The sequence below is a fragment of the Sphingobium naphthae genome (genome assembly GCF_043589935.1).
GTDB lineage: Bacteria > Pseudomonadota > Alphaproteobacteria > Sphingomonadales > Sphingomonadaceae > Sphingobium > Sphingobium naphthae_A.
Genome location: NZ_CP171455.1, coordinates 388,896 through 407,783, shown reverse-complemented (window position 1 = coordinate 407,783; position 18,888 = coordinate 388,896). Strand labels below are relative to the sequence as shown.

At 66.4% G+C, this 18,888-nt stretch carries 21 protein-coding genes; 9 read left to right on the top strand and 12 right to left on the bottom strand.

What is annotated here, in order from left to right:
* Position 1: 1 nt before the first annotated feature.
* Genes ACGGKE_RS16900 through ACGGKE_RS16890 form a run of 3 tightly spaced genes read right to left on the bottom strand, consistent with a single transcriptional unit; the run spans position 2 to position 2,411 of the window.
* On the bottom strand, positions 2–601 hold the full coding sequence (locus ACGGKE_RS16900) for a DUF4142 domain-containing protein (RefSeq protein WP_394442471.1): 600 nt from the start codon (positions 599–601) through the stop codon (positions 2–4).
* A 23-nt stretch (positions 602–624) separates the two neighbouring features.
* On the bottom strand, positions 625–1,818 hold the full coding sequence (locus tag ACGGKE_RS16895) for a zinc-dependent alcohol dehydrogenase (protein ID WP_394442468.1): 1,194 nt from the start codon (positions 1,816–1,818) through the stop codon (positions 625–627).
* Complete coding sequence (locus ACGGKE_RS16890; RefSeq protein ID WP_394442465.1) at positions 1,818–2,411, bottom strand: SRPBCC family protein; 594 nt, start codon at positions 2,409–2,411, stop codon at positions 1,818–1,820. The genes ACGGKE_RS16895 and ACGGKE_RS16890 overlap by 1 nt, the downstream gene beginning before the upstream one ends.
* A gap of 229 nt (positions 2,412–2,640) precedes the next feature.
* Between ACGGKE_RS16890 and ACGGKE_RS16885 the strand changes: the two genes are divergently transcribed.
* Together ACGGKE_RS16885 and ACGGKE_RS16880 are read left to right on the top strand one after the other, a co-directional pair.
* Entirely contained in the window at positions 2,641–3,186 is a 546-nt protein-coding gene (locus ACGGKE_RS16885; RefSeq protein WP_394442462.1) for a CinA family protein, read from the top strand.
* Complete coding sequence (locus ACGGKE_RS16880; protein WP_394442459.1) at positions 3,173–5,242, top strand: NAD(+) synthase; 2,070 nt, start codon at positions 3,173–3,175, stop codon at positions 5,240–5,242. Before ACGGKE_RS16885 ends, ACGGKE_RS16880 begins: the two co-directional genes overlap by 14 nt.
* Here ACGGKE_RS16880 and ACGGKE_RS16875 read toward each other — a convergent pair.
* Together ACGGKE_RS16875 and ACGGKE_RS16870 are read right to left on the bottom strand one after the other, a co-directional pair.
* Complete coding sequence (locus tag ACGGKE_RS16875) at positions 5,239–5,988, bottom strand: Crp/Fnr family transcriptional regulator (RefSeq protein ID WP_394442456.1); 750 nt, start codon at positions 5,986–5,988, stop codon at positions 5,239–5,241. The two genes, ACGGKE_RS16880 and ACGGKE_RS16875, sit on opposite strands and share 4 nt — an antisense overlap.
* A gap of 271 nt (positions 5,989–6,259) precedes the next feature.
* Positions 6,260–6,889: a Crp/Fnr family transcriptional regulator gene (locus tag ACGGKE_RS16870; protein ID WP_228165139.1), complete on the bottom strand. Its 630-nt coding sequence runs from the start codon at positions 6,887–6,889 to the stop codon at positions 6,260–6,262.
* Positions 6,890–7,114: 225 nt separating this feature from the next.
* Between ACGGKE_RS16870 and ACGGKE_RS16865 the strand changes: the two genes are divergently transcribed.
* From ACGGKE_RS16865 to ACGGKE_RS16850, 4 genes are all read left to right on the top strand, one after another.
* Positions 7,115–7,255, top strand: coding sequence for a hypothetical protein (locus tag ACGGKE_RS16865; RefSeq protein ID WP_394442452.1), 141 nt, complete (start codon positions 7,115–7,117; stop codon positions 7,253–7,255).
* 5 nt (positions 7,256–7,260) lie between these two features.
* Positions 7,261–7,473 (top strand): DUF3606 domain-containing protein, encoded by a 213-nt coding sequence (locus ACGGKE_RS16860; RefSeq protein WP_394442449.1) that lies wholly within the window; start codon positions 7,261–7,263, stop codon positions 7,471–7,473.
* A 45-nt stretch (positions 7,474–7,518) separates the two neighbouring features.
* Positions 7,519–7,758 (top strand): DUF6894 family protein, encoded by a 240-nt coding sequence (locus ACGGKE_RS16855; RefSeq protein ID WP_394442446.1) that lies wholly within the window; start codon positions 7,519–7,521, stop codon positions 7,756–7,758.
* A 67-nt stretch (positions 7,759–7,825) separates the two neighbouring features.
* Positions 7,826–8,572 (top strand): Crp/Fnr family transcriptional regulator, encoded by a 747-nt coding sequence (locus ACGGKE_RS16850; protein WP_394442443.1) that lies wholly within the window; start codon positions 7,826–7,828, stop codon positions 8,570–8,572.
* Positions 8,573–8,597: 25 nt separating this feature from the next.
* On the opposite strand, the gene ACGGKE_RS16845 is transcribed toward ACGGKE_RS16850, so the two are convergent.
* Genes ACGGKE_RS16845 through ACGGKE_RS16815 form a run of 7 tightly spaced genes read right to left on the bottom strand, consistent with a single transcriptional unit; the run spans position 8,598 to position 16,208 of the window.
* The gene (locus ACGGKE_RS16845) at positions 8,598–9,617 is read right to left on the bottom strand and encodes a UDP-glucuronic acid decarboxylase family protein (RefSeq protein WP_394442440.1); all 1,020 of its coding nucleotides are present in this window, start codon (positions 9,615–9,617) and stop codon (positions 8,598–8,600) included.
* Between the two features lie 26 nt (positions 9,618–9,643).
* On the bottom strand, positions 9,644–10,723 hold the full coding sequence (locus ACGGKE_RS16840) for a glycosyltransferase (RefSeq protein WP_394442437.1): 1,080 nt from the start codon (positions 10,721–10,723) through the stop codon (positions 9,644–9,646).
* Positions 10,720–11,826 (bottom strand): glycosyltransferase, encoded by a 1,107-nt coding sequence (locus tag ACGGKE_RS16835; RefSeq protein ID WP_394442434.1) that lies wholly within the window; start codon positions 11,824–11,826, stop codon positions 10,720–10,722. Before ACGGKE_RS16835 ends, ACGGKE_RS16840 begins: the two co-directional genes overlap by 4 nt.
* Positions 11,823–12,944 carry a glycosyltransferase gene (locus ACGGKE_RS16830; RefSeq protein WP_394442431.1) on the bottom strand — a complete coding sequence of 374 codons (1,122 nt, stop codon included), beginning with the start codon at positions 12,942–12,944 and terminating at the stop codon, positions 11,823–11,825. Before ACGGKE_RS16830 ends, ACGGKE_RS16835 begins: the two co-directional genes overlap by 4 nt.
* Positions 12,941–14,023: a glycosyltransferase family 4 protein gene (locus tag ACGGKE_RS16825; protein WP_394442428.1), complete on the bottom strand. Its 1,083-nt coding sequence runs from the start codon at positions 14,021–14,023 to the stop codon at positions 12,941–12,943. Before ACGGKE_RS16825 ends, ACGGKE_RS16830 begins: the two co-directional genes overlap by 4 nt.
* Positions 14,020–15,090: an SDR family NAD(P)-dependent oxidoreductase gene (locus tag ACGGKE_RS16820; RefSeq protein WP_394443090.1), complete on the bottom strand. Its 1,071-nt coding sequence runs from the start codon at positions 15,088–15,090 to the stop codon at positions 14,020–14,022. Before ACGGKE_RS16820 ends, ACGGKE_RS16825 begins: the two co-directional genes overlap by 4 nt.
* Before the next feature lie 5 nt (positions 15,091–15,095).
* Complete coding sequence (locus ACGGKE_RS16815; RefSeq protein WP_394442425.1) at positions 15,096–16,208, bottom strand: SDR family NAD(P)-dependent oxidoreductase; 1,113 nt, start codon at positions 16,206–16,208, stop codon at positions 15,096–15,098.
* A 304-nt stretch (positions 16,209–16,512) separates the two neighbouring features.
* Between ACGGKE_RS16815 and ACGGKE_RS16810 the strand changes: the two genes are divergently transcribed.
* The 3 genes from ACGGKE_RS16810 to ACGGKE_RS16800 are packed head-to-tail and all read left to right on the top strand — an operon-like array spanning position 16,513 to position 18,877.
* Entirely contained in the window at positions 16,513–17,139 is a 627-nt protein-coding gene (locus tag ACGGKE_RS16810) for a histidine phosphatase family protein (protein ID WP_394442422.1), read from the top strand.
* Positions 17,136–17,960, top strand: coding sequence for a TIGR04290 family methyltransferase (locus ACGGKE_RS16805; protein ID WP_394442419.1), 825 nt, complete (start codon positions 17,136–17,138; stop codon positions 17,958–17,960). The genes ACGGKE_RS16810 and ACGGKE_RS16805 overlap by 4 nt, the downstream gene beginning before the upstream one ends.
* Positions 17,957–18,877, top strand: a complete 921-nt coding sequence (locus tag ACGGKE_RS16800; RefSeq protein ID WP_394442416.1) for a glycosyl hydrolase — start codon at positions 17,957–17,959, stop codon at positions 18,875–18,877. The genes ACGGKE_RS16805 and ACGGKE_RS16800 overlap by 4 nt, the downstream gene beginning before the upstream one ends.
* The last annotated feature ends 11 nt before the right edge of the window (positions 18,878–18,888 follow it).

The window sequence follows — 18,888 nt, the reverse complement described above, 5'->3', positions numbered from 1 at the left end:
CTCACGCCGAGGGCATGCTGGCGAGATGGTCGATATGCTCCTGCACCACGGGGGCGATGGCGCCGGCGGTCTGCTTGAGGGCAGGCGTGTCGCCGTCGCGGGCATAGCCCTGATGCAGGGCGAGCGCCGCTTCATGCGCGGTCCGCTGATGCCGGAGATAGACGCTGTCGATGCTTGCCGCATCGGCCGCCTTGATCTCGTCCAGCATCTGCTGCTGATTGGGCATCAGCTTGGGCGGCGGCACGGTGAGGCCCGCCTTCTGCGCCGCGGCCTTGACGTCGGCGGTCGATTTCTGATGCTGGTCGATCATCATCTGGGCGAAATCGCGCACCGCCTTGGTCTGGCTCTTTTCGAGCGCCACCTTGGAGGATTCGATTTCGAACAGGTCGCCGGCGCCAGCCTGGGCGATATAGCCGGCGGCATCGGTGGGCGCGGCAGCCGGAGCGGCCGGCGCCATCGCGCTGGCATTGTTGCCGGCCATCATCATGTCGTTGCCGCCCATCATCGCGCCATTGTCGGCGGCGGCTTCGTTGGCGGGCTGTTGCTGGCAGGCGGCCAGCGCAAGGGCCGGCAGCGCCAGCGCCAGGGGCATCATCTTCATCCTGCTTCTCCTCTTTCTCTCTTTCAGGCGGCCTGGGGCAAATCCATGCCGGGTTTCAGCACAATCTTGGTCACTTCATTCTGCTTGTCGTGGAACATGCGATAGCCTTCGGGCGCCTGCTCGAGCGGCATGCGGTGCGAAATGAGGAAGGTGGTGTCGATCTTTCCTTCCATGATCGCGTTGAGCAGGGCGGGCATATAATGCTGCACATGGGTCTGGCCGGTCTTGAGCGTCAGCCCCTTTTCCATGAACGCGCCGAGCGGGAATTTGTCGACGAAGCCGCCATAGACGGCGGGCATGGACACGCGCCCGCCCTTGCGGCAGGCGAGGATCGCCTGGCGGATGGAATGGGTGCGATCGGTGCCGGTGAAGGTCGAAACCTTGATCTGGTCCCAGACATTGTCGGCGAAGAAGCCGTGCGCTTCCAGGCCCACCGCGTCGATACAGGCGTCCGGCCCGATGCCGCCGGTCATTTCCAGCAGCGCCTCATAGGTCCTGGTCTCCTCGAAATTGATCGTCTCCGCGCCGAAACGCCTGGCGAGGTCGAGCCGATGCGGAAAATGGTCGATCGCGATCACGCGTTCGGCGCCCATGAGAAAGGCGGACTGGACGGCGAACAGCCCGACCGGACCGCAGCCCCAGACCGCCACCGTGTCGCCCGGTTCGATCTGCGCATATTCGGCCGCCTGCCATCCGGTGGGCAGGATGTCCGAGAGGAACAATACCTTGTCGTCCTCCACCCCGTCGGGGATGACGATCGGCCCGACGTCGGAGAAAGGCACGCGCACATATTCGGCCTGCCCCCCGGCATAGCCGCCGGTCATGTGGCTGTAGCCGAAGAGCCCGGCCATGGGCTGGCCATAGGCGGCCTGGGCGATGTCCTGATTGTCGGCGGGCAACCCATTGTCGCAGGCGGAATATTGATGTTTCGAACAATGGAAGCAGGCGCCGCAGGAAATGGTGAATGGCACGACCACGCGCTGCCCCTTGCGCAGGGTGGAGCCGGAGCCCGTTTCCACCACTTCGCCCATGAATTCATGGCCCAATATGTCGCCCGCCTTCATCGACGGGATATAGCCGTCATAGAGATGCAGGTCGGACCCGCAAATGGCGGTGGAGGTGATGCGGATGATCGCATCGCGCGGGTTCAGGATTTCGGGATCGGGCACGCTGTCGACCCGGACGTCATGCTTGCCATGCCATGTCAGTGCGCGCATCAATTCATCTCCTCGGCCCGTTGCGCCTGGGTCCAGGCGCCGGTCGCCACCTCCCCCGTTTCCATCAGTTGCTTGAAGCGGCGAAGATCGCGGCGAACCTGGATCGCCGGTTCGCGCTGGAACAGCTTGGCGATCACCTTGCCCACGATGCCGGCGGGCGGATCGTAGAGCAGGGTCGCAGTGACCCATGTGCCGCGGCCGCCCGGCGCGTCGCGAAATTCGACGCGGCCGCTATTGGCGACATCGGCATCCTCCTCCGACGTCCAGCCGATCGCTTCGCCGGGCTTTTCCTCGGTGATGACCGCCACCCATTCGACGGTGCGGCCAGCCGGCGCCTTCACCGTCCAGCGATAGCGGTTGCCGCCCAGCGGCTCGATCCGCTCCACATTCTCCATGAAGGCGGGCAGCTGCTCCAGCGTGCGCCAATAATCATAGAGATGTTGACGCGGACGATTGATCGTCACGGTCTTGCCGACCAGCGTGTCGCCCTTGGCCGCGTCCAGCTGCGCCGCCGCGATGTTCGACCGATCCCTGTCCTTGGACGTGGTGATCGGCGCATCCTGCTCCTGTGTGCGTGTGAGGCCGGTGCCCATATCTGGCTCCCTTGCTGCGAAATGTCCCTGCCAAGCGGTTGAGGCGAAAGCCTGTTCCCTGCCCATGCGCCAGGATGCGGTAAAACGAAGGGCAGCTAACATGCGTCAGTGGGATTTGCGCGGCGCCGATCGGAAATCCCCGGCGGCCAAGTCGTTACACTGCGACAAGGATGGACCGGCAAAGGAGCGGAACCGATAATGAGACTTCGCCAAGGAGCATGTGCCAGCGATGGATGACGAGAAGACCCAGGATCATGAACGCGACGCCAAGACGCTGTCGCCGCTATTGCCCCAGGATGTGGAGGACGCCGCCGCCACCCTGCTGGAGGCGTGCTGCGACGCGGGGATCAAGGTGGCGACCGCCGAAAGCTGCACCGGCGGGCTGATCGCATCGCTGCTGACCGACGTGGAAGGCGCCAGCCATGCGTTCGACCGGGGCTTCGTCGCCTATAGCGAGGACGCCAAAAGCGCGATGCTGGGCGTGCGGCGGGACGAGATCGACCGCCATGGCGCGGTCAGCGAAGCGGTGGCCAAGGCGATGGTCCGCGGCGCGCTGGAATATTCGGGCGCGGACATCGCGCTCGCCATCACCGGCTATGCCGGCGTGGCGCCCGACGGCGAGGAGGATGGGCTGGTCCATTTCGCCTGCATGCGCCGGGGCGGCACGCCGCGGCACCGGGCGGAGCATTTCGGCCCTGTCGGCCGCGGGCCGGTGCGGATAGGATCGTTGCGCATCGCGCTGAAGATGATGAGGGACGCCGTTGACGAGCATTGAGAGATTTTCGAGCCTGCACCGCCAGGGGCTGGTGCGTATCGCCGCCGCGACGCCCAAGGGCAGCGTCGGCGATGTCGCCGCCAATGCCGAGGGCATAGTGGCGCTGGCGCGCGCGGCGGCGGAGGGCGGCGCGGATCTGGTCCTATTCCCCGAACTTTGCCTCTCCTCCTATGCGATCGACGACCTGCACCTGCAGGACGCATTGCTGGACCGGGTCGAGCAGGAGATCGGGCGCATCGTCGCGGCGAGCGGCGAGCTGCCCATGATGCTGATCGGCGCGCCGCTGCGCCGGGCCGGACAGATCTATAATTGTGCGCTGGCGATCGCGGGCGGGCGGCTGCTGGGCGTGGTGCCCAAAAGCTTCCTTCCGAACTACCGCGAATATTATGAGAAGCGCTGGTTTGCACCGGGCGCAGGCATTACCGGGCTGGACATCGCCGTGGCCGGCGAGACCGTGCCGTTCGGCACCGACCTGCTGTTCGCCGCCGAAGGGATGCGCGATTTCATCGTCCATGCCGAGATATGCGAGGATTATTGGGCGCCGCTGCCGCCCTCCACCATGGGGGCGCTCGCGGGCGCGCTGATCCTGTGCAACCTGTCGGCGTCCAACATCACCATCGGCAAGGCGCGCGACCGGCATCTTCTGTCGGCGTCGCAATCGGCGCGCTGCATCGCGGCCTATGCCTATTCGGCCGCGGGCGCGGGCGAAAGCACCACCGACCTTGCCTGGGACGGGCAGGCGATGGTGCATGAGATGGGCGATCTGATCGCGGAATCGACGCGGTTCGACGATACGCCCGAACTGCTCTACGCCGATGTCGACCTGCAGCGGCTGCGGCTGGAGCGGATGCGCAACGGCACGTTCAACGACAGCGCGGTGGCCGCAGGCCATCCCGAACGGCGTTTCCGGCGCATCCCCTTCCCCTTCGCGCGACGCGAGGGAGACCGGGGGTTGAGCCGCGCGGTGCGCCGCTTCCCCTTCGTCCCGGCCGATCCGCAGCAGCTGGACGCGGACTGCTACGAGGCGTTCAACATCCAGGTGGAGGGGCTGGTCACGCGGTTCCGCGCGACGTCCGGCCGGCACCTAGTCATCGGCGTGTCGGGCGGGCTGGATTCGACCCATGCCCTGATCGTCGCGGCCAAGGCGTGCGACCGTATGGGACTGCCGCGATCGACCATCCTTGGCTATACGATGCCCGGCTTTGCGACGGGCGAGCGGACCAAGGACAATGCCTGGGCGCTGATGCGCGCGCTGGGCGTGAGCGGCGAGGAGATCGACATTCGCCCGGCCGCGCGGCAGATGCTGACGGACATGCAGCATCCCTTCGCCGCGGGCGAGCCGGTCTATGACGTGACGTTCGAAAATGTGCAGGCGGGGCTGCGGACCGACTATCTGTTCCGACTGGCGAACCGGCATGGCGGCTTTGTCGTGGGCACAGGAGATCTGAGCGAGCTGGCGCTGGGCTGGTGCACCTATGGCGTGGGCGACCAGATGAGCCATTATGCCGTCAATAGCGGCGTGCCCAAGACGCTGATCCAGTTCCTGATCCGCTGGTGCATCGCGACCGGCCAGTTCGACGAGACGGCCGCGCATGTGCTGGACGACGTGCTGAACACCGAGATTTCGCCCGAACTGGTGCCCGCCGATGCGCACGGGGCGCTGCAGAGCACGGAAGAGCGAGTGGGGCCCTATGCGCTCAACGATTTCTTCCTGCATCATATCGTGCGGCAGGGATTGCCGCCGTCCAAGGTCGCGTTCCTTGCCTGGCATGCGTGGCGCGACGCGGACCAGGGCAGCTGGCCACCGGGCTATCCCGAGGCGGGCCGGGTCAGCTATGACCTGCCGACGATCCGGCGGTGGCTCGACAATTTTCTTTATCGCTTCTTCACGATCAGTCAGTTCAAGCGGTCCGCCCTGCCCAATGGCCCCAAGATTTCGGCGGCGGGCGCGCTGTCGCCGCGCGGCGACTGGCGGGCGCCATCGGACGGCACGGCGCGGCTGTGGCTGGATGAGCTGGCGGCGGCGCTCGGCCCGGCGCCCGAGCGCAGCGCCTAGCGGTCGGACGGATCGCCCGGCAGACGGCTGACCCAGGGCGCCGGGCGGAATTCCGCGATGCGCGTGAGCACACGCCAGTCGGGCACGATGATGTCGCGGCGCTGGCGGCGGATGATCCCCTGCGCCTCCATCGCGCGCAGGGTGCGGTTGACATGGACGGTGGTGATGCCGGTCGCGTCGGCAATCTCCACCTGCGACATGGGCAGGGTGATGGAGCAGCCGTCCGATCCGCCTCCGGGATGGCTGCGCATCACCAGTTCGCACAGCAGATAGGCGATGCGCGCGCGCGCCTCGCGCCGGCCGACATTGGAGATCCAGGCGCGGTAGATCAACAGGTCGGCCGCGATTTCCCCGCAGATCGCCTTGAAGATGCTCAGCCGGCCATGGCTGAGCGCGAGGATGGCGTCGACCGGCACCAGCGCCACGCGAACGGGGGTGAGCGCCTGGACGAAATCTTCGGACGGAGCTGGCGGCGTCAGGGGCAGGTTGAGGAAATCGCCCGCGCCATGCATGCCCACAATATGACGCGCGCCGTCGGCGGAAATGCGGTGGCGATGCGCGACGCCGGCCAATTGGACCTGCCAGCCCGGCGTCAGGTCGCCTTCCTTGACGACATAGGCGCCCGGTTCGACCGATCGTTCCTGGCAGGGCAGCGCCAGCAGCGCCGCCTGATCCTGCGCCGACAGGGGCGCGCGACCACTCAGCCGCGCGACGAGCGGCGCCAACAAAGGCTCCTGAGGCGTCATGCGCGCGGGATCAGGCGTGTCGAATATCGTGACATTCCGCCTGCGCGGCGCACCCCTGCGCGCGCGGCTTGCTGGCGCCGCCGATCGACCATGCCCCTGTTCGTCCCATTCCCTGCTGCTGTCATGCTCTATGTCTGGTCGCGCTGCTCATTCGGTGCCGCCGCCATGCCCGGCTGTGAACGCAAAGGCGGCGACGCGTCACCTTGCGCCAAGCCGCTACGGCCCGACGCTAACATAGGCTAACTCACTGGTAATATTTACAGGATGCGCCTTACAGCGCGTCATGCGGGCCCAGGGCGGCCAGATCGCGCAGCGCGCCAAGATCGGGGATGCGCAGCCATTTGGAGTGGAGTTCGAGAACCCCCTTGGAGCGCATCGATTGCAGCGTGCGATTGACATGAACGGCGGTCAGGCCAGTGGCATCGGCAATGTCGGTCTGAGTCAAGGGCAGCGCGCATTGCTGGCCATAAGCGAGGCCCGCCCGCCGCATCCGTTCGAACAATTCGAGCAGCAGATGCGCCAGCCGCTCCACCGCGGTCTTGCGGCCCAGGCTGACGAGCCAGTTCGACTGCCGCTCCACGCTTTCGGCGAGGCGCGACGAAAACCCCTTGTGCCGATCGATCGTCGACGGGTCGACCAGGCTTTTGCGCGTGGCGCGCACATTGGTAAGGGCGATCACCGGTTCATGGCAGGTGGGCGTCAGCGACCACATCGGATCGCACAGGTCGCCAGGCAGATAGAGGGCGGTGATCTGCCGCCGGCCATCGGGCAGCAGCCGGTGACGACAGGCCCAGCCCTCCAATATGTCATAGAGCGCTTCGGGTCGGTCATGTTCCCGCGTCAGAAACTGATGCGGTCGAAAAAAGACGAGGTCTTCGCTCGCTGCGATCTGACTCAACATGGGCTTCCCCTGAAAAGCCCCCCGCCGTTCAACCTACGCAAAGTGCGTGAGGATGGATTCACATATGTTCTAAACGAGAAATAATTCTGCTGGACCGTTGCTTTTACGACCTGAACCAAGCTTCCATGACGATGGGCGGCGGATGAGACCGGGCGCTGACGCAGGTTAGCGGCGAATCGGGAACCCAAATCCCACTGGCGCGCTAAAGCCAGGAGGAGATGCGACATGGACGATGCGCGCGAGGAGCAGGACCGCCCGACGGATCATGAAGCCGAGCCGGTTACTGACAAGGATCCGGCGGCCGACAGGGACAAGCAGGACAGCAATCCGCTGGCCCCGCCGGTCAATGTCGAGCCGGGGAGCTGAAGCCCATGCAGGAGCCAGCCCTTCCCCGTCACACCGTCGCGCCGCCGGCACCGGCAGATCTCAAGCATGTGCGCTGCGAGCGCGCGCTCGACGCCCAATATTGGTCGCAGCGCCTGGGCGCGAGCCGGCAGGAGCTGGAGGATGCGATCGAGCAGGTCGGGCACAATATCGGCGCGGTGATTGCCTATCTGGATCGGCATCGCGATCACGCCGCCTGATCTTTACATGGGAACCGGCACAACGCGTCAGCATTTTGGACAGCCATGACCGTCTATCATCTGAACCTCTTCAACGACGACGATGTCTTGGACGAGGAGGGACAGGATTTCGCCGATCTGGACGCCGCAGAGCGCGAAGCGATCCGCAACGCCCGCGATGTCATCGCGGAACATGTCCGCCACGGCATGCCCATCGACCTCAATCACCGGTTGGAGATCGTCGATGGCGATGGGACAATCCTGAAGGTTGTTCGCTTCGGCGACTGCGTGTATTTCAAGCACTGACCCCGCTATGTCGGTCAGGTTTGTAGGGATGTAGCCCCGCGGTCCAACAGCCATCGGAGCCACATCCATGCCCAGCCACCCCGCATTCGAACTGTTTGTGCGCAAATTGTGCGAACGATCGCGCCTGACCGATGAAGAGCGCCGCGCGATTTTGGCGATCGACGGGCAGGAAGTGGACATCCCGCCCCATCGCGACATCGTGCGCCCGGGCGAAGTGACGGAGTTTTCCTGCCTAGTCGTATCGGGCATGGCCGCGCGCTTCGGGCAGTTACCCGACGGGACTCGCCAGATCACGGCCGTCTATATCCCCGGAGATATGTGCGATCTCTATTCGCTGATGCTGCCCAAGGTGGAATGGGCGCTGCAGGCGCTGTCAAGCCGCCTCACCATCATCAAGGTGCCGCATCGGCAATTGCTGGAGCTGGTCCGCGCCTATCCCGCGGTCGCCGAGGCCTTCTGGCGCGACTGCGTGGCCGATGCGTCGATCCTGTCGCAATGGGTGGTGAATGTCGGCCGGCGCGACGCGCGCATGCGCACCGCCCATCTGTTCTGCGAGGTCGGCCTGCGCATGGAAAAGGCGGGACTGGGGAGCCGCACCGCGTTCCAGCTGTCCGCCATCCAGTCGCAACTGGCCGACGCGTTGGGCATGACGCCGGTACATATGAACCGCGTGATCCGCGCGCTGCGGCAGGACAATCTGCTGCGGGTGCAGGGCCGCGACGTGCAGGTGCCCGACTGGGACGCGCTGGCAGCGGTGGGCGGGTTCGATGGGGGCTATCTGGAACTCGACGATCGCTGGCGGCGGGTGGAATGACGCAAGCAGCGGCGTCGGCCCGCTGCTATTCGGCCGCGACCGCCGGCGCGATGCGCGGAAAAGCGGTCGTCGGCTGCGCGGCGTTCAGCTGCTGCGCGAAATAGGCGCAGGTCTGCCGCAATCCCTCCGCCAGCGGCACGCGCGGTTCCCAATCCAGCATCGCGCGGGCGCGGCTGATGTCGGGGCGGCGGCGGCGCGGATCATCCTGCGGCAGCGGCTGGTGAACGATGCGGCCGCTGGCGCCCACTTCGGCAATGATGCGCTCGGCCAGCTGGAGGATCGTATATTCCTCCGGATTGCCGAGGTTGACGGGCGCGAGGTCGGGCATGTCGGATTCCATCAGCCGGATGAGGCCGTCGACCATGTCGGAGACATAGCAGAAGCTGCGCGTCTGCGAGCCGTCGCCGAAGATGGTGATGTCCTCGCCCGACAGAGCCTGGCAGAGCAGGTTCGACACGACGCGTCCGTCATCGGGGTGCATATTGGGGCCATAGGTGTTGAAGATGCGCGCCACCCGCACGTCGGCGCGGCCCAGCCGCGCGAAATCGAACGCCATGGCTTCGGCGGCGCGTTTGCCTTCGTCATAGCAGGCGCGCGGGCCGGTGCAGTTGACCCAGCCGCGATATTCCTCGCGCTGCGGATGGGCTTCGGGATCGCCATAGACTTCGCTGGTCGAGGTGAGGAGGAAGCGCGCGCCGGTCTGTTCGGCAAGGCGCAGCAGCCGGTCCGTCCCCACGACGTTGGTGAGCATCGTATGTTCGGGATCGGCCTGATATTGCGGCGGGGACGCGGCGCAGGCGAGATTGTAGATGCGGCCGATGTCGCGGCGCCGCAGGACCGCGTCGGGCAGCGGATCGACGATGTCGGCGCGCAGGAAGGTGAAGCCGCGCTCATGCTCCAGCGCGTCGAGATTGCCGTCGCGCGCGGTCAGCAGATTGTCGAGGCACAGGACCTGCTCGCCCCGGTCCAGCAGCGCGCGGCAGAGATGGGAGCCGATGAACCCCGCCCCGCCGGCGACCAATGTCGTTTTCTGTCCGCTCTTCATCGGCTTCCTGTCCTTTCCTGTATCGTTCACTCGGCCGCGATGACCCGGTCCGCCCCCGATTGGGCGGTCGCCGCCTGCAGATGCTGTTCCAGCTGCGCCGCGCGGGCGTCGGCCGTATGTTCGGCCAGGATGCGCGCGCGCGCCGCCGCGCCGACCGCCGAGCGATCCTCATGCAGCCACGCGCAAATCTGTTCCGGCTTGTCGGCGAGGAGGATTTCGCGATCGGACGCCAGCAGGTCCGAGAGTCCCGGCCAGATGTCGGAAATGATCGGCGTCCCGCAGGCCGCCGCCTCGAACAGGCGGACAGAGGGCGACCATCCCGCCGCGATCATGTCGGCCCGCGTGACGTTCAGCGTGTAGCGCGACGCGCAATAGAAGGCGGCATGATCGGCTGGCGGCAGATGGTCGATCCGCTCGACATTGGCGGGCCAGTCGATGTCGTCGGGATATTGCGGTCCCGCGACGCAGAAGCGCTTGTCGGGCATGTGCCGGGCAGGTTCGATCAGCAGCCGCTCCAGCGTGGGCTGGCGATCGGCGCTGTAGGTGCCGAGATAGGTCAGGTCCCAGCGCTTGGGACCAGGAACGGGCCGGTAGGCGGCGGCGTCGACCGAGCAATAAAGCGCGCGGGCCATGGGCGATCCATAGTCCCGCTCCAGCCGGTCGAGCGTCGGCCCGCCGGTGAAGGAGAGGTAGAGATCATAGCCGGCGATCAGGGGTTGCGAGAGATAGTCGCAATCTGAGTCGCGCAGCCGCGCCAAGGTAACGGGGGTGTCGATATCGTAGAAGGCGACGATGCCGCGCGCCTCGCGCTGGACATAAGCACCGACCGCGATGCCATCGGGCACATAGGAGCCGACGATGACCGCGTCCGCAGCCGCGATCTCCGCGCGCCAGGCGTCGAGCCCGGCGAGATCCTGGTAGAAGGCGAGGCGGCAGAAGTCGGGCTGCTTCAAGTCGCGGTGCGGGGCATACCAGGGCACGTCGCGTTCGAGGAAGAGGATGTCATGCCCGCGCGCGGCAAAGGCCGAGAGCAGCGCGCGATAGGTGGTGGCATGGCCATTGCCCCAGGAGGAGGACAGGCTGAGGCCGAGGACGACGAGCTTCATGCGCGCGCCATCCGCGGCTGGTGGAGCGCGGCCTGGCCGCCATGACGCTTGAGGATGGCGTCGACCTGGGCGCCGCGCAGGGCATAGCTATGTTCCAGCATGGTGCGGGCGCGGGCGGCCTGCCCGATCTGCCGCGCGCGTTCGGGCGTCAGCGCGGCGAGATGATCGGCGACATCCTGCCCGTCGCGGGCCACCAGCACCTCCTTACCGGGCGTCAGGAACATCTCTATGCCCTCCCAGGCGTCGGTGATGAGGCAAGCGGCGGCGCCGGCCGCTTCGAACACGCGCGTGGCGGGCGAGAAGCCGATCTGCGCCATGCTGTCGCGCGCGACGTTGAGCACGGCAAGCGGCGTGCAGTTGAAGGCATTATGCTCAGCCGTGTAGACATGGCCGCGATGGCGGACATTGGCGGGCATCGCCTTGCTTTCCCAGCCATTGCCGCCAACCAGGAAGCTGCGGTCGGGCAGCAGCGCGGCGGGCTTGAGAAAATATTCCTCCACCCGCGCTTCCCGGTCGGGCAGGCGATTGCCGAGGAAAGCGAGGTCGCAGGCGAAGCGCGGATCGGGCGCGACGGGGAAATGGGTGTCGGGATCAAGCGCGTTATAGACGGGGATGCATTCGCGCGCGCCCATTGCCCGATAGGCCGAGACGACAGGATCGCCGCCGCCATAGGTGAGGACAAGATCGATCTGCGGCAGCATGGCGCGAACGGCGTGCGCGGGATCGGCGCGCATTTCGTCCAGTGTCGCGGCGGCATCGACATCCCAGAAAATGCGCAGGGCATCGGGACGGGCGCGTTGCATGACGCCGGCGATCAGTTCATCGTCGAACACGCCCACGCCGCTCGCCTTGACCACGACATCAGCGTCGGCGGCTTCGTCCATGACGCTGGCGAGGCCCTGGACGGTGGCGGGATAGACGGTGACGCGCGCCCAGTCGGGCGGATCGATGTCGCGATGCTGCTGCCGGTCGAAAGCATCGGGTTCATAGAATCGGATGTCATGGCCGCGACCGGCCAGTTCGCGCAGAATGCCGCGATAATAGGTGGCGGCGCCGTTCCAGTAGGAGGAGAGGAGGCTGGATCCGTAAAAGGCGATTTTCATGCGGCGGGCTCCATGGCGGGGGGCGCGGCGTCCTGACGAAGGCCGGCGACGATATTGAGCAGTTCGCGCGCACGATGCGCGCAACTGTGGCGAGCGCGGACAGTCTCCAGCCCGCTGCGGACAAGCGCTGTGCGCAGGTCCGCGTCGGCGGCAAGCGCGCGCAGGTGCCGGGTCATGTCCGCGCCGTCCCTGGCAAAAAGGAAGTCCTCGCCCGGGCGGAACAGCGCTTCGCTATCCTCCCAGGGCGCGGACAAAAGCGGGATGCCGCAGGCCAGCGCTTCGAACACGCGAATGGTGGGGATGCCGGGCAGCAGCTGCGTATAGTAGCGGCGCGGGACATGGATGGTCGCCAGATGCCGGGCGAAGATCTCCGGCGCGCGGGCGTTGGGCGCCCACCCATGATAGGCGACGCCATAGCGCTCCAGAAGGGAAATCGCCTCCGTAGGGTAGCGCACGCCGAAAATGTCGAGCGGCAGGCCGGCGCGCTCGGCGGGCTGGAGCAGATACTCCTCCAGCTCTGCGGTGCGTTCGCCATCGCCCCAATTGCCGATCCACACCAATCCTTCGCGGTCGGTCTCCTCCGCGGGCGGGTGAAAGTGGCGCAGGTCGGCGGCTTCATGCCAGGTCCAGACCCGGTCGCCCCAGCCCCAGCGGCGATAGACGATCGACAGCGCCTCGCCAAAGGCGAGCACGCCGTCATAGCCCGACAGGTCGAAGGCGCGGATCGCATCGGGATCGGACACGGCGCGGTGATGGGTATCGTGGAACAACAGGGTGAAGCCCGCATTCCCCTGCCGCAGCAGGCCGAGCGCAGCGACCAGGGTGGGCTCGTTCCATTCGTGGACGATCACCAGGTCCGCGCCATCGACCATCTGCAGCAGATCGTCCCCGGCGCCATAGCCGCGCGTGTGCAGGTCCGGATAGGCCTGGCGGAAGGCGTCGAGCCCCGCGTCGCCATGGTCGGCAAGCAGATTGGCGAGGCTCCAATTGCCTTCGGGCTCGAACGCCTGGACCTGATGGCCGCAGGCGGCGAGTTCGCGCAGCACGCCGCGCAGGAAATGGGCATTGCCATGGTTCCAGCAGGACAGCAGCGAATGCGTGAAATAGACGATGTTCATGCAGCGCTCCTCTGCGCAAGACGGGCATAGAGGCTCGCCATCTGCGCGCCCATGCGCGCCGGCGTATACGTGGCGGCGCGCGCGGCGGCGCGGCGGCCGGCATCGATGCGGTCGGGCAGATCCGCGATCCGATCCTCGATCGCGCGCGCGAAACCCTGCGCATCGCGAGGATCGACGAAGAGAGCGGCGCCGTCCCACAATTCGCGAAATGTCGGAATGTCCGACAGAACCAACGCGCAACCCGCCGAGGCCGCTTCGAGCACGGCGAGGCCAAAGGGTTCGTAGAGCGCGGCCGAGGCGAAGACGGGCCGGGAGGCGAGTTGCCGCGCCAGCGCGTCGCCATCGAGCGACCCGAGCGCGTGGATGTGGCGCAGCCCGATCGCTTCGCCATGGGGCGCGCGCAGCGGCCCCGCCGCCTTGAACGGCACGCCGATATGCTGCGCGGCCTCATCGAGCGTGCGCAGATTCTTGCCCTCGTCCCACAGGCGACCGGCGGTGAAGACATGATCCTGCATCGCGGCCGCCGGAACGGGGATGGTGCGGCCGTTATGGACGGTGATCGGGCGGACGCCGTAGAGCGCGCGCACCGTTTCGCCAAAGGCCGCGGTGGGCGTCGCGACCAGGGCCGATCGGCGCAACCCGTCCGCAACCAGCGCGGTGCGCCAGGCAAAATCGTCGGGCAGCGGACCCGTCCGGACCGCCTGCCACCAGCTGGCGACACAGCTGTGCAGGATGGATAGGACGGGGCTGGCAAAGGCGCCCAGACTGGCGAGCGCGGGGCTGTGCAGTTGCACGATGTCGGCATGGATGTCGGCGGCCAGTTGCGCCAGCCGCCGTTCCGCCGCCTGTACCGACGCGGCATCTTGCGCCAGCCAGTCGAGGTCCAGCCCCGTCTCAACCAGGTGCAGGCCCGGGATCGCTGCGGCGGAGGCCCGTTGCGCATCGTCCGGCTCCGGGCCGACGATCGCCATCGTCACCTGATAGCCGAGCGGCGCCAGCGCTGCGGCCAGTTCCAGCGAATATTGCCAGACGCCGCCCACGGCGTCGCCGGTCAGCAGCAGATGGCGGCCAGGGCTCACAGGGCGGATGCCTTCATCCGCAGGGGCGCTGCATCCATGCTCAGGCCGCGCTCGGCCATCAGCCATTCGGCAAGGTCGGCGACGCCTTGGCGCCAGGGTTTGCGCGGCTTGAGCGCGACGGCCTGCGCCAGGGCGCGGTTGTCGGCGACGAAATAGCGCTGGTCCCCGGCGCGCCAATCGGCGGTCTCGAGCGCCACGGGCCGTTCGAGGCAGGCGCCGATATGGGCGATGATCTGGCGCAGGCTGACGGCATTGTCGACGCCGCCCCCCAGGTTGAAGGCGCGGCCCCGCACCTGATCGATGCCCCGCCACAGCGCCAGATAAGCGTCCACCGCATCATCGACGTCCAGAATGTCGCGGACCTGGCAGCCATCGCCATAAAGCGTGATGGTCCGCCCTTCGATCGCGCTGATGAGGAAATGGGCGACCCAGCCCTGATCCTCCGTCCCCATCTGGCGCCGGCCATAAATGCAGCTCATCCGCAGCACGGCGGTCGGCAGGTCGTAGCTGCGCGCATAATCGAGCACATATTGGTCGGCCGCGCCCTTGGAACAGCCATAGGGGGTGTGGAAATCGAGCGGACGGCATTCATCGATGCCATGGGCGCGCAGCTGCGGATCGGCGGGCTGATAGGCGTCTTCGACGAGGTCAAAGGCGATGTCTTCCAGGCCGCCATAGACTTTGTTGGTCGAGGCGAAGATCATCGGCGGAGGCGAAGCGCAGGCCCGCGCCGCTTCCAGCAGGTTGAGCGTGCCGAGCGCGTTGGTTTCGAAATCGGCGCGCGGGTCGGTGAGGCTGGTGGTCACCGCGACCTGCGCGGCCATGTGGAACACCGCCTTGGCGCCGCGGACGGCCGATGCCACCGGCTGTGCGTCGCGAATATCGGCGATGATCGGTTCGATCAGCGCGCCATGGCGCTGCTGCAGCCAGGCGAGATTGCGCTCCACCCCCGGACGGGTCAGGGCGTCATAGACGAGGACGCGATGCCCCTCCCCCGCCAGCCGGTCCGCGATATTGGAGCCGATGAAGCCGGCGCCGCCGGTAATGAGGACCGGCCGATTGTCCATGTCGCTCACGCCACCAGCCCCCGCGCTTCGAGTTCGGCGCGCGCATCGGCCACCCGGTCCTCGGCGGTCTGCTGCGCCACCCATTCGGCCAGTTCCGCAAGGCCTTCGCCGAAATCCTGACGCGCGGTGAAGTCCAGCGTCCGGGCGGCAAGGCCGGTGTCGCAGAAGCAATGGCGAATATCGCCGGTCCGCGCCTTGCCGACGATTTCGGGCTCCAGATCATTGCGGCCCATGGCGGCGGCGAGCGCCTGCGCGACTTGAGTCACCGAGCGGTCCACGCCCGACCCGATGTTGAAGGTGCCCCCGGCAGCCTGCGGCAGCGCCAGCGCATCGGCGAAGGCGCGCGCGACGTCGGTCACATGCACGAAGTCGCGCCGCTGCTCGCCATCCTCGAAGATCATCGGCTTCTGCCCGTTGAGCAGGCGCGAGGCGAAGATCGCCAGTACCCCGGTATAGGGGTTGGACAGCGCTTGCCCGGGGCCATAGACGTTGAACAGCCGCAGGCACACGCCCTCCATTCCATAGGGCGCGGTCATGATATGGGTCGTGCGTTCCTGCACATATTTGTTGAGCGCGTAGATGGACGCGAGATTGGGCTGTTTCCATTCCGGCGTGGCGACCGGCTGCAGCGGGCGGCCGGCCTTGTCGGTTGGCTCCCAGCTTTTCTGCCCGTCGCGAATGGCGCCGCGTTCGGCATCCTGGACGAAATTACCGTCGGCGTCGCGATACAGGCCTTCGCCATAGATGCTCATGGAGGAGGCAGTGACTACGCGCCGGACCGGCTGCGCGATCAACCGTTCCAACAATACCGCCGTGCCGACATCATTGACCGATGTATAGCGCTCCACCTCGTACATCGACTGGCCGACGCCCACTTCGGCGGCGAGGTGGATGACGGCGTCCATGCCCTGCAACGCCCGCTCGACCGCATGGCCGTTGCGCACGTCGCCGCGGATCAGTTCGACATCGTCGGGCAGATCCGCCGGCCGTTCGACATCGCCATGGACCTGTTCGACCAGGCTGTCGAGCACGCGGACCTGATGCCCCCTGCCGAGCAGTTCCCGGCACAGCTGGCGTCCGATGAAGCCGGCGCCGCCGGTGACGAGTATCTTTTCCATGGCCAATCCCCTGATGGATGGCGCCTGCAGCCGGACAGAATGTCGACGGCGGCCGGCGGCAGCTGTGGTCTTGGGGGCAGGAACATCTTCTTCAACTCTGATGTTCCGAGCAGCCAGCTTAAAAGACGAGCAATATTTATCAATATGGGAATGGTCGCAACTGGGTGATACATGGATCACTTATGTTATCTTGAAATAACTCAGGTTGTTTTTGTCCCGTTTTACGTGACATTTTGATGGATATTCATTGCCTCACCGCAAGGGAGGTGGAACCTTGCATCACACCTGCTGTTAAGCAGCTTCTATGTTGATGCTCGACCCTTCGGACAGCGCGTCCCTCCGCCGCTTTTACCTGGTGCGGCACGGCGCCCATGACGAATATGGCGAGAGACTGAGCGGCCGGGCGGGACAGTCGAGCCTGAGCGAGACCGGTCAGCTTCAGGCCGACCGGCTGGCGCGCTGGGCCGGCCGAGCGGATGTGGCGGCCGTGCAGGCCAGCCCGCGCCGCCGGACGCAGCAGACCGCCACGATCGTCGCAACGGCGCGGGAACTGGCGGTGGAAACGGTGGACGCGCTCGACGAGGTCGACTTCGGCGACTGGAACGGGCGCAGCTTCGCAGAATTGGAGGAGGATCCGCTCTGGCATGAATGGAACAGCCGCCGCGCCACGGCCGCCACGCCCGGGGGCGAACGCATGGGCGAAGCCGTCGCACGCACGGTGGCGCATCTGGAACAGGCCGCGACCGAGCCGATCCAGGGGCCGGTGATGATCGTCACGCATTGCGACATCATCCGCGGCGTCATCGCTTTCTATCTGGGGCTGAGCCTGGACCATATCCTGCGCTTCGACATCGATCCCGGATCGGTCAGCACCATCGAGGTCGGCGCAGGCCAGGCCCGCATCATCCGCATCAACGAGGTACCCGCATGACGACAGCCAAAGCCGTGGCGTCCAAGCAGGATGAACGGACGCTGCGGCGCGAGATCGAGGCGCTTGGCCCCTGGTTCCAGAATCTGACCATCGGCGGCGTCCAGACCGCGCCCGACCATTTCCTGGGCGATTATCCCGCGTTCAAGTTCGCGCGCTTCGCCGATGCGCTGCCCCGGGACCTCAGCGGCAAGTCGGTGCTCGACATCGGGTGCAATGCGGGGTTCTACGCCATCGAGATGAAGCGGCGGGGCGCGGCCGAAGTCGTCGGCATCGACAGCGACGAACGCTATCTGGCGCAGGCGCGCTTCGCCGCCGACGCGCTCGGCTTTCCCGACATCCGGTTCGAGCAGCTGTCCGTATACGATGTCGGGCGGCTGGGGCGGCGGTTCGACCTCGTCATCTTCATGGGCGTGCTTTATCATCTGCGGCACCCGCTGCTGGCGCTGGACCTGATCCGCGAGCATGTCGCGGGCGAGCTGATGCTGTTCCAGACGATGCAGCAGGGATCGGCGGACATATTGCAGGTGCCCGAGGATCACCCCTTTCACCTGCCCGGCACGACGCGCCCGCCGACCTATTTCGACAATCCCGCCTATCCCAGGATGCACTTCATCGAGCGCAGGTTCGCGCATGACTGGACCAACTGGTGGGCGCCCAACGCCGCCTGTTCGCAGGCCATGCTGCGCGCCGCCGGCTTCACCATCGCGGCCCAGCCCGAAGAGGAAGTCTATCTCTGCCGCACCGCCCCGGTTCCCTATGGCGACTGGATGGGCAGCGCCGCAGTCTATCCCGCAATGCCGGCCATGGGAGAAGAGGCATGATCGAAGCCGCGATGATCTGGAACGAGCCCAACAACAAGTCGCATTGGGACCCGGAGATCGACCCGGAATGGTCGCTCTATGCCGACATGGTGATCCGCGCCGGCAATGCGATCCACGCCATCAACCCTGCGGTGACGCGGGTGTTAGGCGGCATGTCGCCGATCGACCCGCACTGGGTGGAGCGGATGCGCGGCCACGGCGCGCTCGACGCCGTCGATGTGGTCGCCGTGCATGGCTTTCCGCTCGACTGGAATCTGTGGCCGATCAATGCCTGGCCGGACAAGATCGCAGAGATCGAGGCGGTGGTGCCGGACAAGCCGGTGTGGGTGACGGAAGTGGGCGTCGGCTCCTTCGGCGCGGAGGAGGTGCAGGTCTTCGGCGTCAACCGGACCGCCGAACTGCTGGTCGGCCGGGTGGCGCGCATCTACTGGTATTCGCTGTTCGACCTGCCGCAGGAATGGGGCGCGACCACGCGCCACCGCGAGGCGGAAGGATCGAGCTATTACCGCCATTTCTACATGGGTCTGATCCGCGCCGACGGCACGCCCAAGCCGGCGCTGGAGGAATTTGCGAAGCACGCCGGCGACATGGGCCTGATGCAGTGGTTCCATTTCGAGGATCCGCGGCTGGACGACGCCGTCGCCTGGATGAAGCGGTTGGGGGTGCGGCATTTGCGCACCGGGCTCAGCTGGGCCGACAGTTTCCGCCCCAATGCGGTCGACTGGTTCGACCGGCAGATGGAGGCGCTCGCCGATTTCGACGTGACCGTCACCTTCTGCTTCACGCCTGAGCATCTGGGCATTGCCCCCCATCATAGCAGCGCCGTCCACGAACCGCAGGCCTTTGCCGATTTCTGCGCCTGGATGATCGACCGTTACGCGCCCGCCCGATCGGCGCCGGTCGCGCGCACCGCCTGAAGCGAGAAGGA

Coding starts and splice junctions, on each gene's coding strand:
- ACGGKE_RS16900 (WP_394442471.1), bottom strand. CDS start 601: ATGAAGATGATGCCCCTGGCGCTGGCGCTGCCGGCCCTTGCGCTGGCC.
- ACGGKE_RS16895 (WP_394442468.1), bottom strand. CDS start 1,818: ATGCGCGCACTGACATGGCATGGCAAGCATGACGTCCGGGTCGACAGC.
- ACGGKE_RS16890 (WP_394442465.1), bottom strand. CDS start 2,411: ATGGGCACCGGCCTCACACGCACACAGGAGCAGGATGCGCCGATCACC.
- ACGGKE_RS16885 (WP_394442462.1), top strand. CDS start 2,641: ATGGATGACGAGAAGACCCAGGATCATGAACGCGACGCCAAGACGCTG.
- ACGGKE_RS16875 (WP_394442456.1), bottom strand. CDS start 5,988: ATGACGCCTCAGGAGCCTTTGTTGGCGCCGCTCGTCGCGCGGCTGAGT.
- ACGGKE_RS16870 (WP_228165139.1), bottom strand. CDS start 6,889: ATGTTGAGTCAGATCGCAGCGAGCGAAGACCTCGTCTTTTTTCGACCG.
- ACGGKE_RS16865 (WP_394442452.1), top strand. CDS start 7,115: ATGGACGATGCGCGCGAGGAGCAGGACCGCCCGACGGATCATGAAGCC.
- ACGGKE_RS16860 (WP_394442449.1), top strand. CDS start 7,261: ATGCAGGAGCCAGCCCTTCCCCGTCACACCGTCGCGCCGCCGGCACCG.
- ACGGKE_RS16855 (WP_394442446.1), top strand. CDS start 7,519: ATGACCGTCTATCATCTGAACCTCTTCAACGACGACGATGTCTTGGAC.
- ACGGKE_RS16850 (WP_394442443.1), top strand. CDS start 7,826: ATGCCCAGCCACCCCGCATTCGAACTGTTTGTGCGCAAATTGTGCGAA.
- ACGGKE_RS16845 (WP_394442440.1), bottom strand. CDS start 9,617: ATGAAGAGCGGACAGAAAACGACATTGGTCGCCGGCGGGGCGGGGTTC.
- ACGGKE_RS16840 (WP_394442437.1), bottom strand. CDS start 10,723: ATGAAGCTCGTCGTCCTCGGCCTCAGCCTGTCCTCCTCCTGGGGCAAT.
- ACGGKE_RS16835 (WP_394442434.1), bottom strand. CDS start 11,826: ATGAAAATCGCCTTTTACGGATCCAGCCTCCTCTCCTCCTACTGGAAC.
- ACGGKE_RS16830 (WP_394442431.1), bottom strand. CDS start 12,944: ATGAACATCGTCTATTTCACGCATTCGCTGCTGTCCTGCTGGAACCAT.
- ACGGKE_RS16820 (WP_394443090.1), bottom strand. CDS start 15,090: ATGGACAATCGGCCGGTCCTCATTACCGGCGGCGCCGGCTTCATCGGC.
- ACGGKE_RS16815 (WP_394442425.1), bottom strand. CDS start 16,208: ATGGAAAAGATACTCGTCACCGGCGGCGCCGGCTTCATCGGACGCCAG.
- ACGGKE_RS16810 (WP_394442422.1), top strand. CDS start 16,513: ATGTTGATGCTCGACCCTTCGGACAGCGCGTCCCTCCGCCGCTTTTAC.
- ACGGKE_RS16805 (WP_394442419.1), top strand. CDS start 17,136: ATGACGACAGCCAAAGCCGTGGCGTCCAAGCAGGATGAACGGACGCTG.
- ACGGKE_RS16800 (WP_394442416.1), top strand. CDS start 17,957: ATGATCGAAGCCGCGATGATCTGGAACGAGCCCAACAACAAGTCGCAT.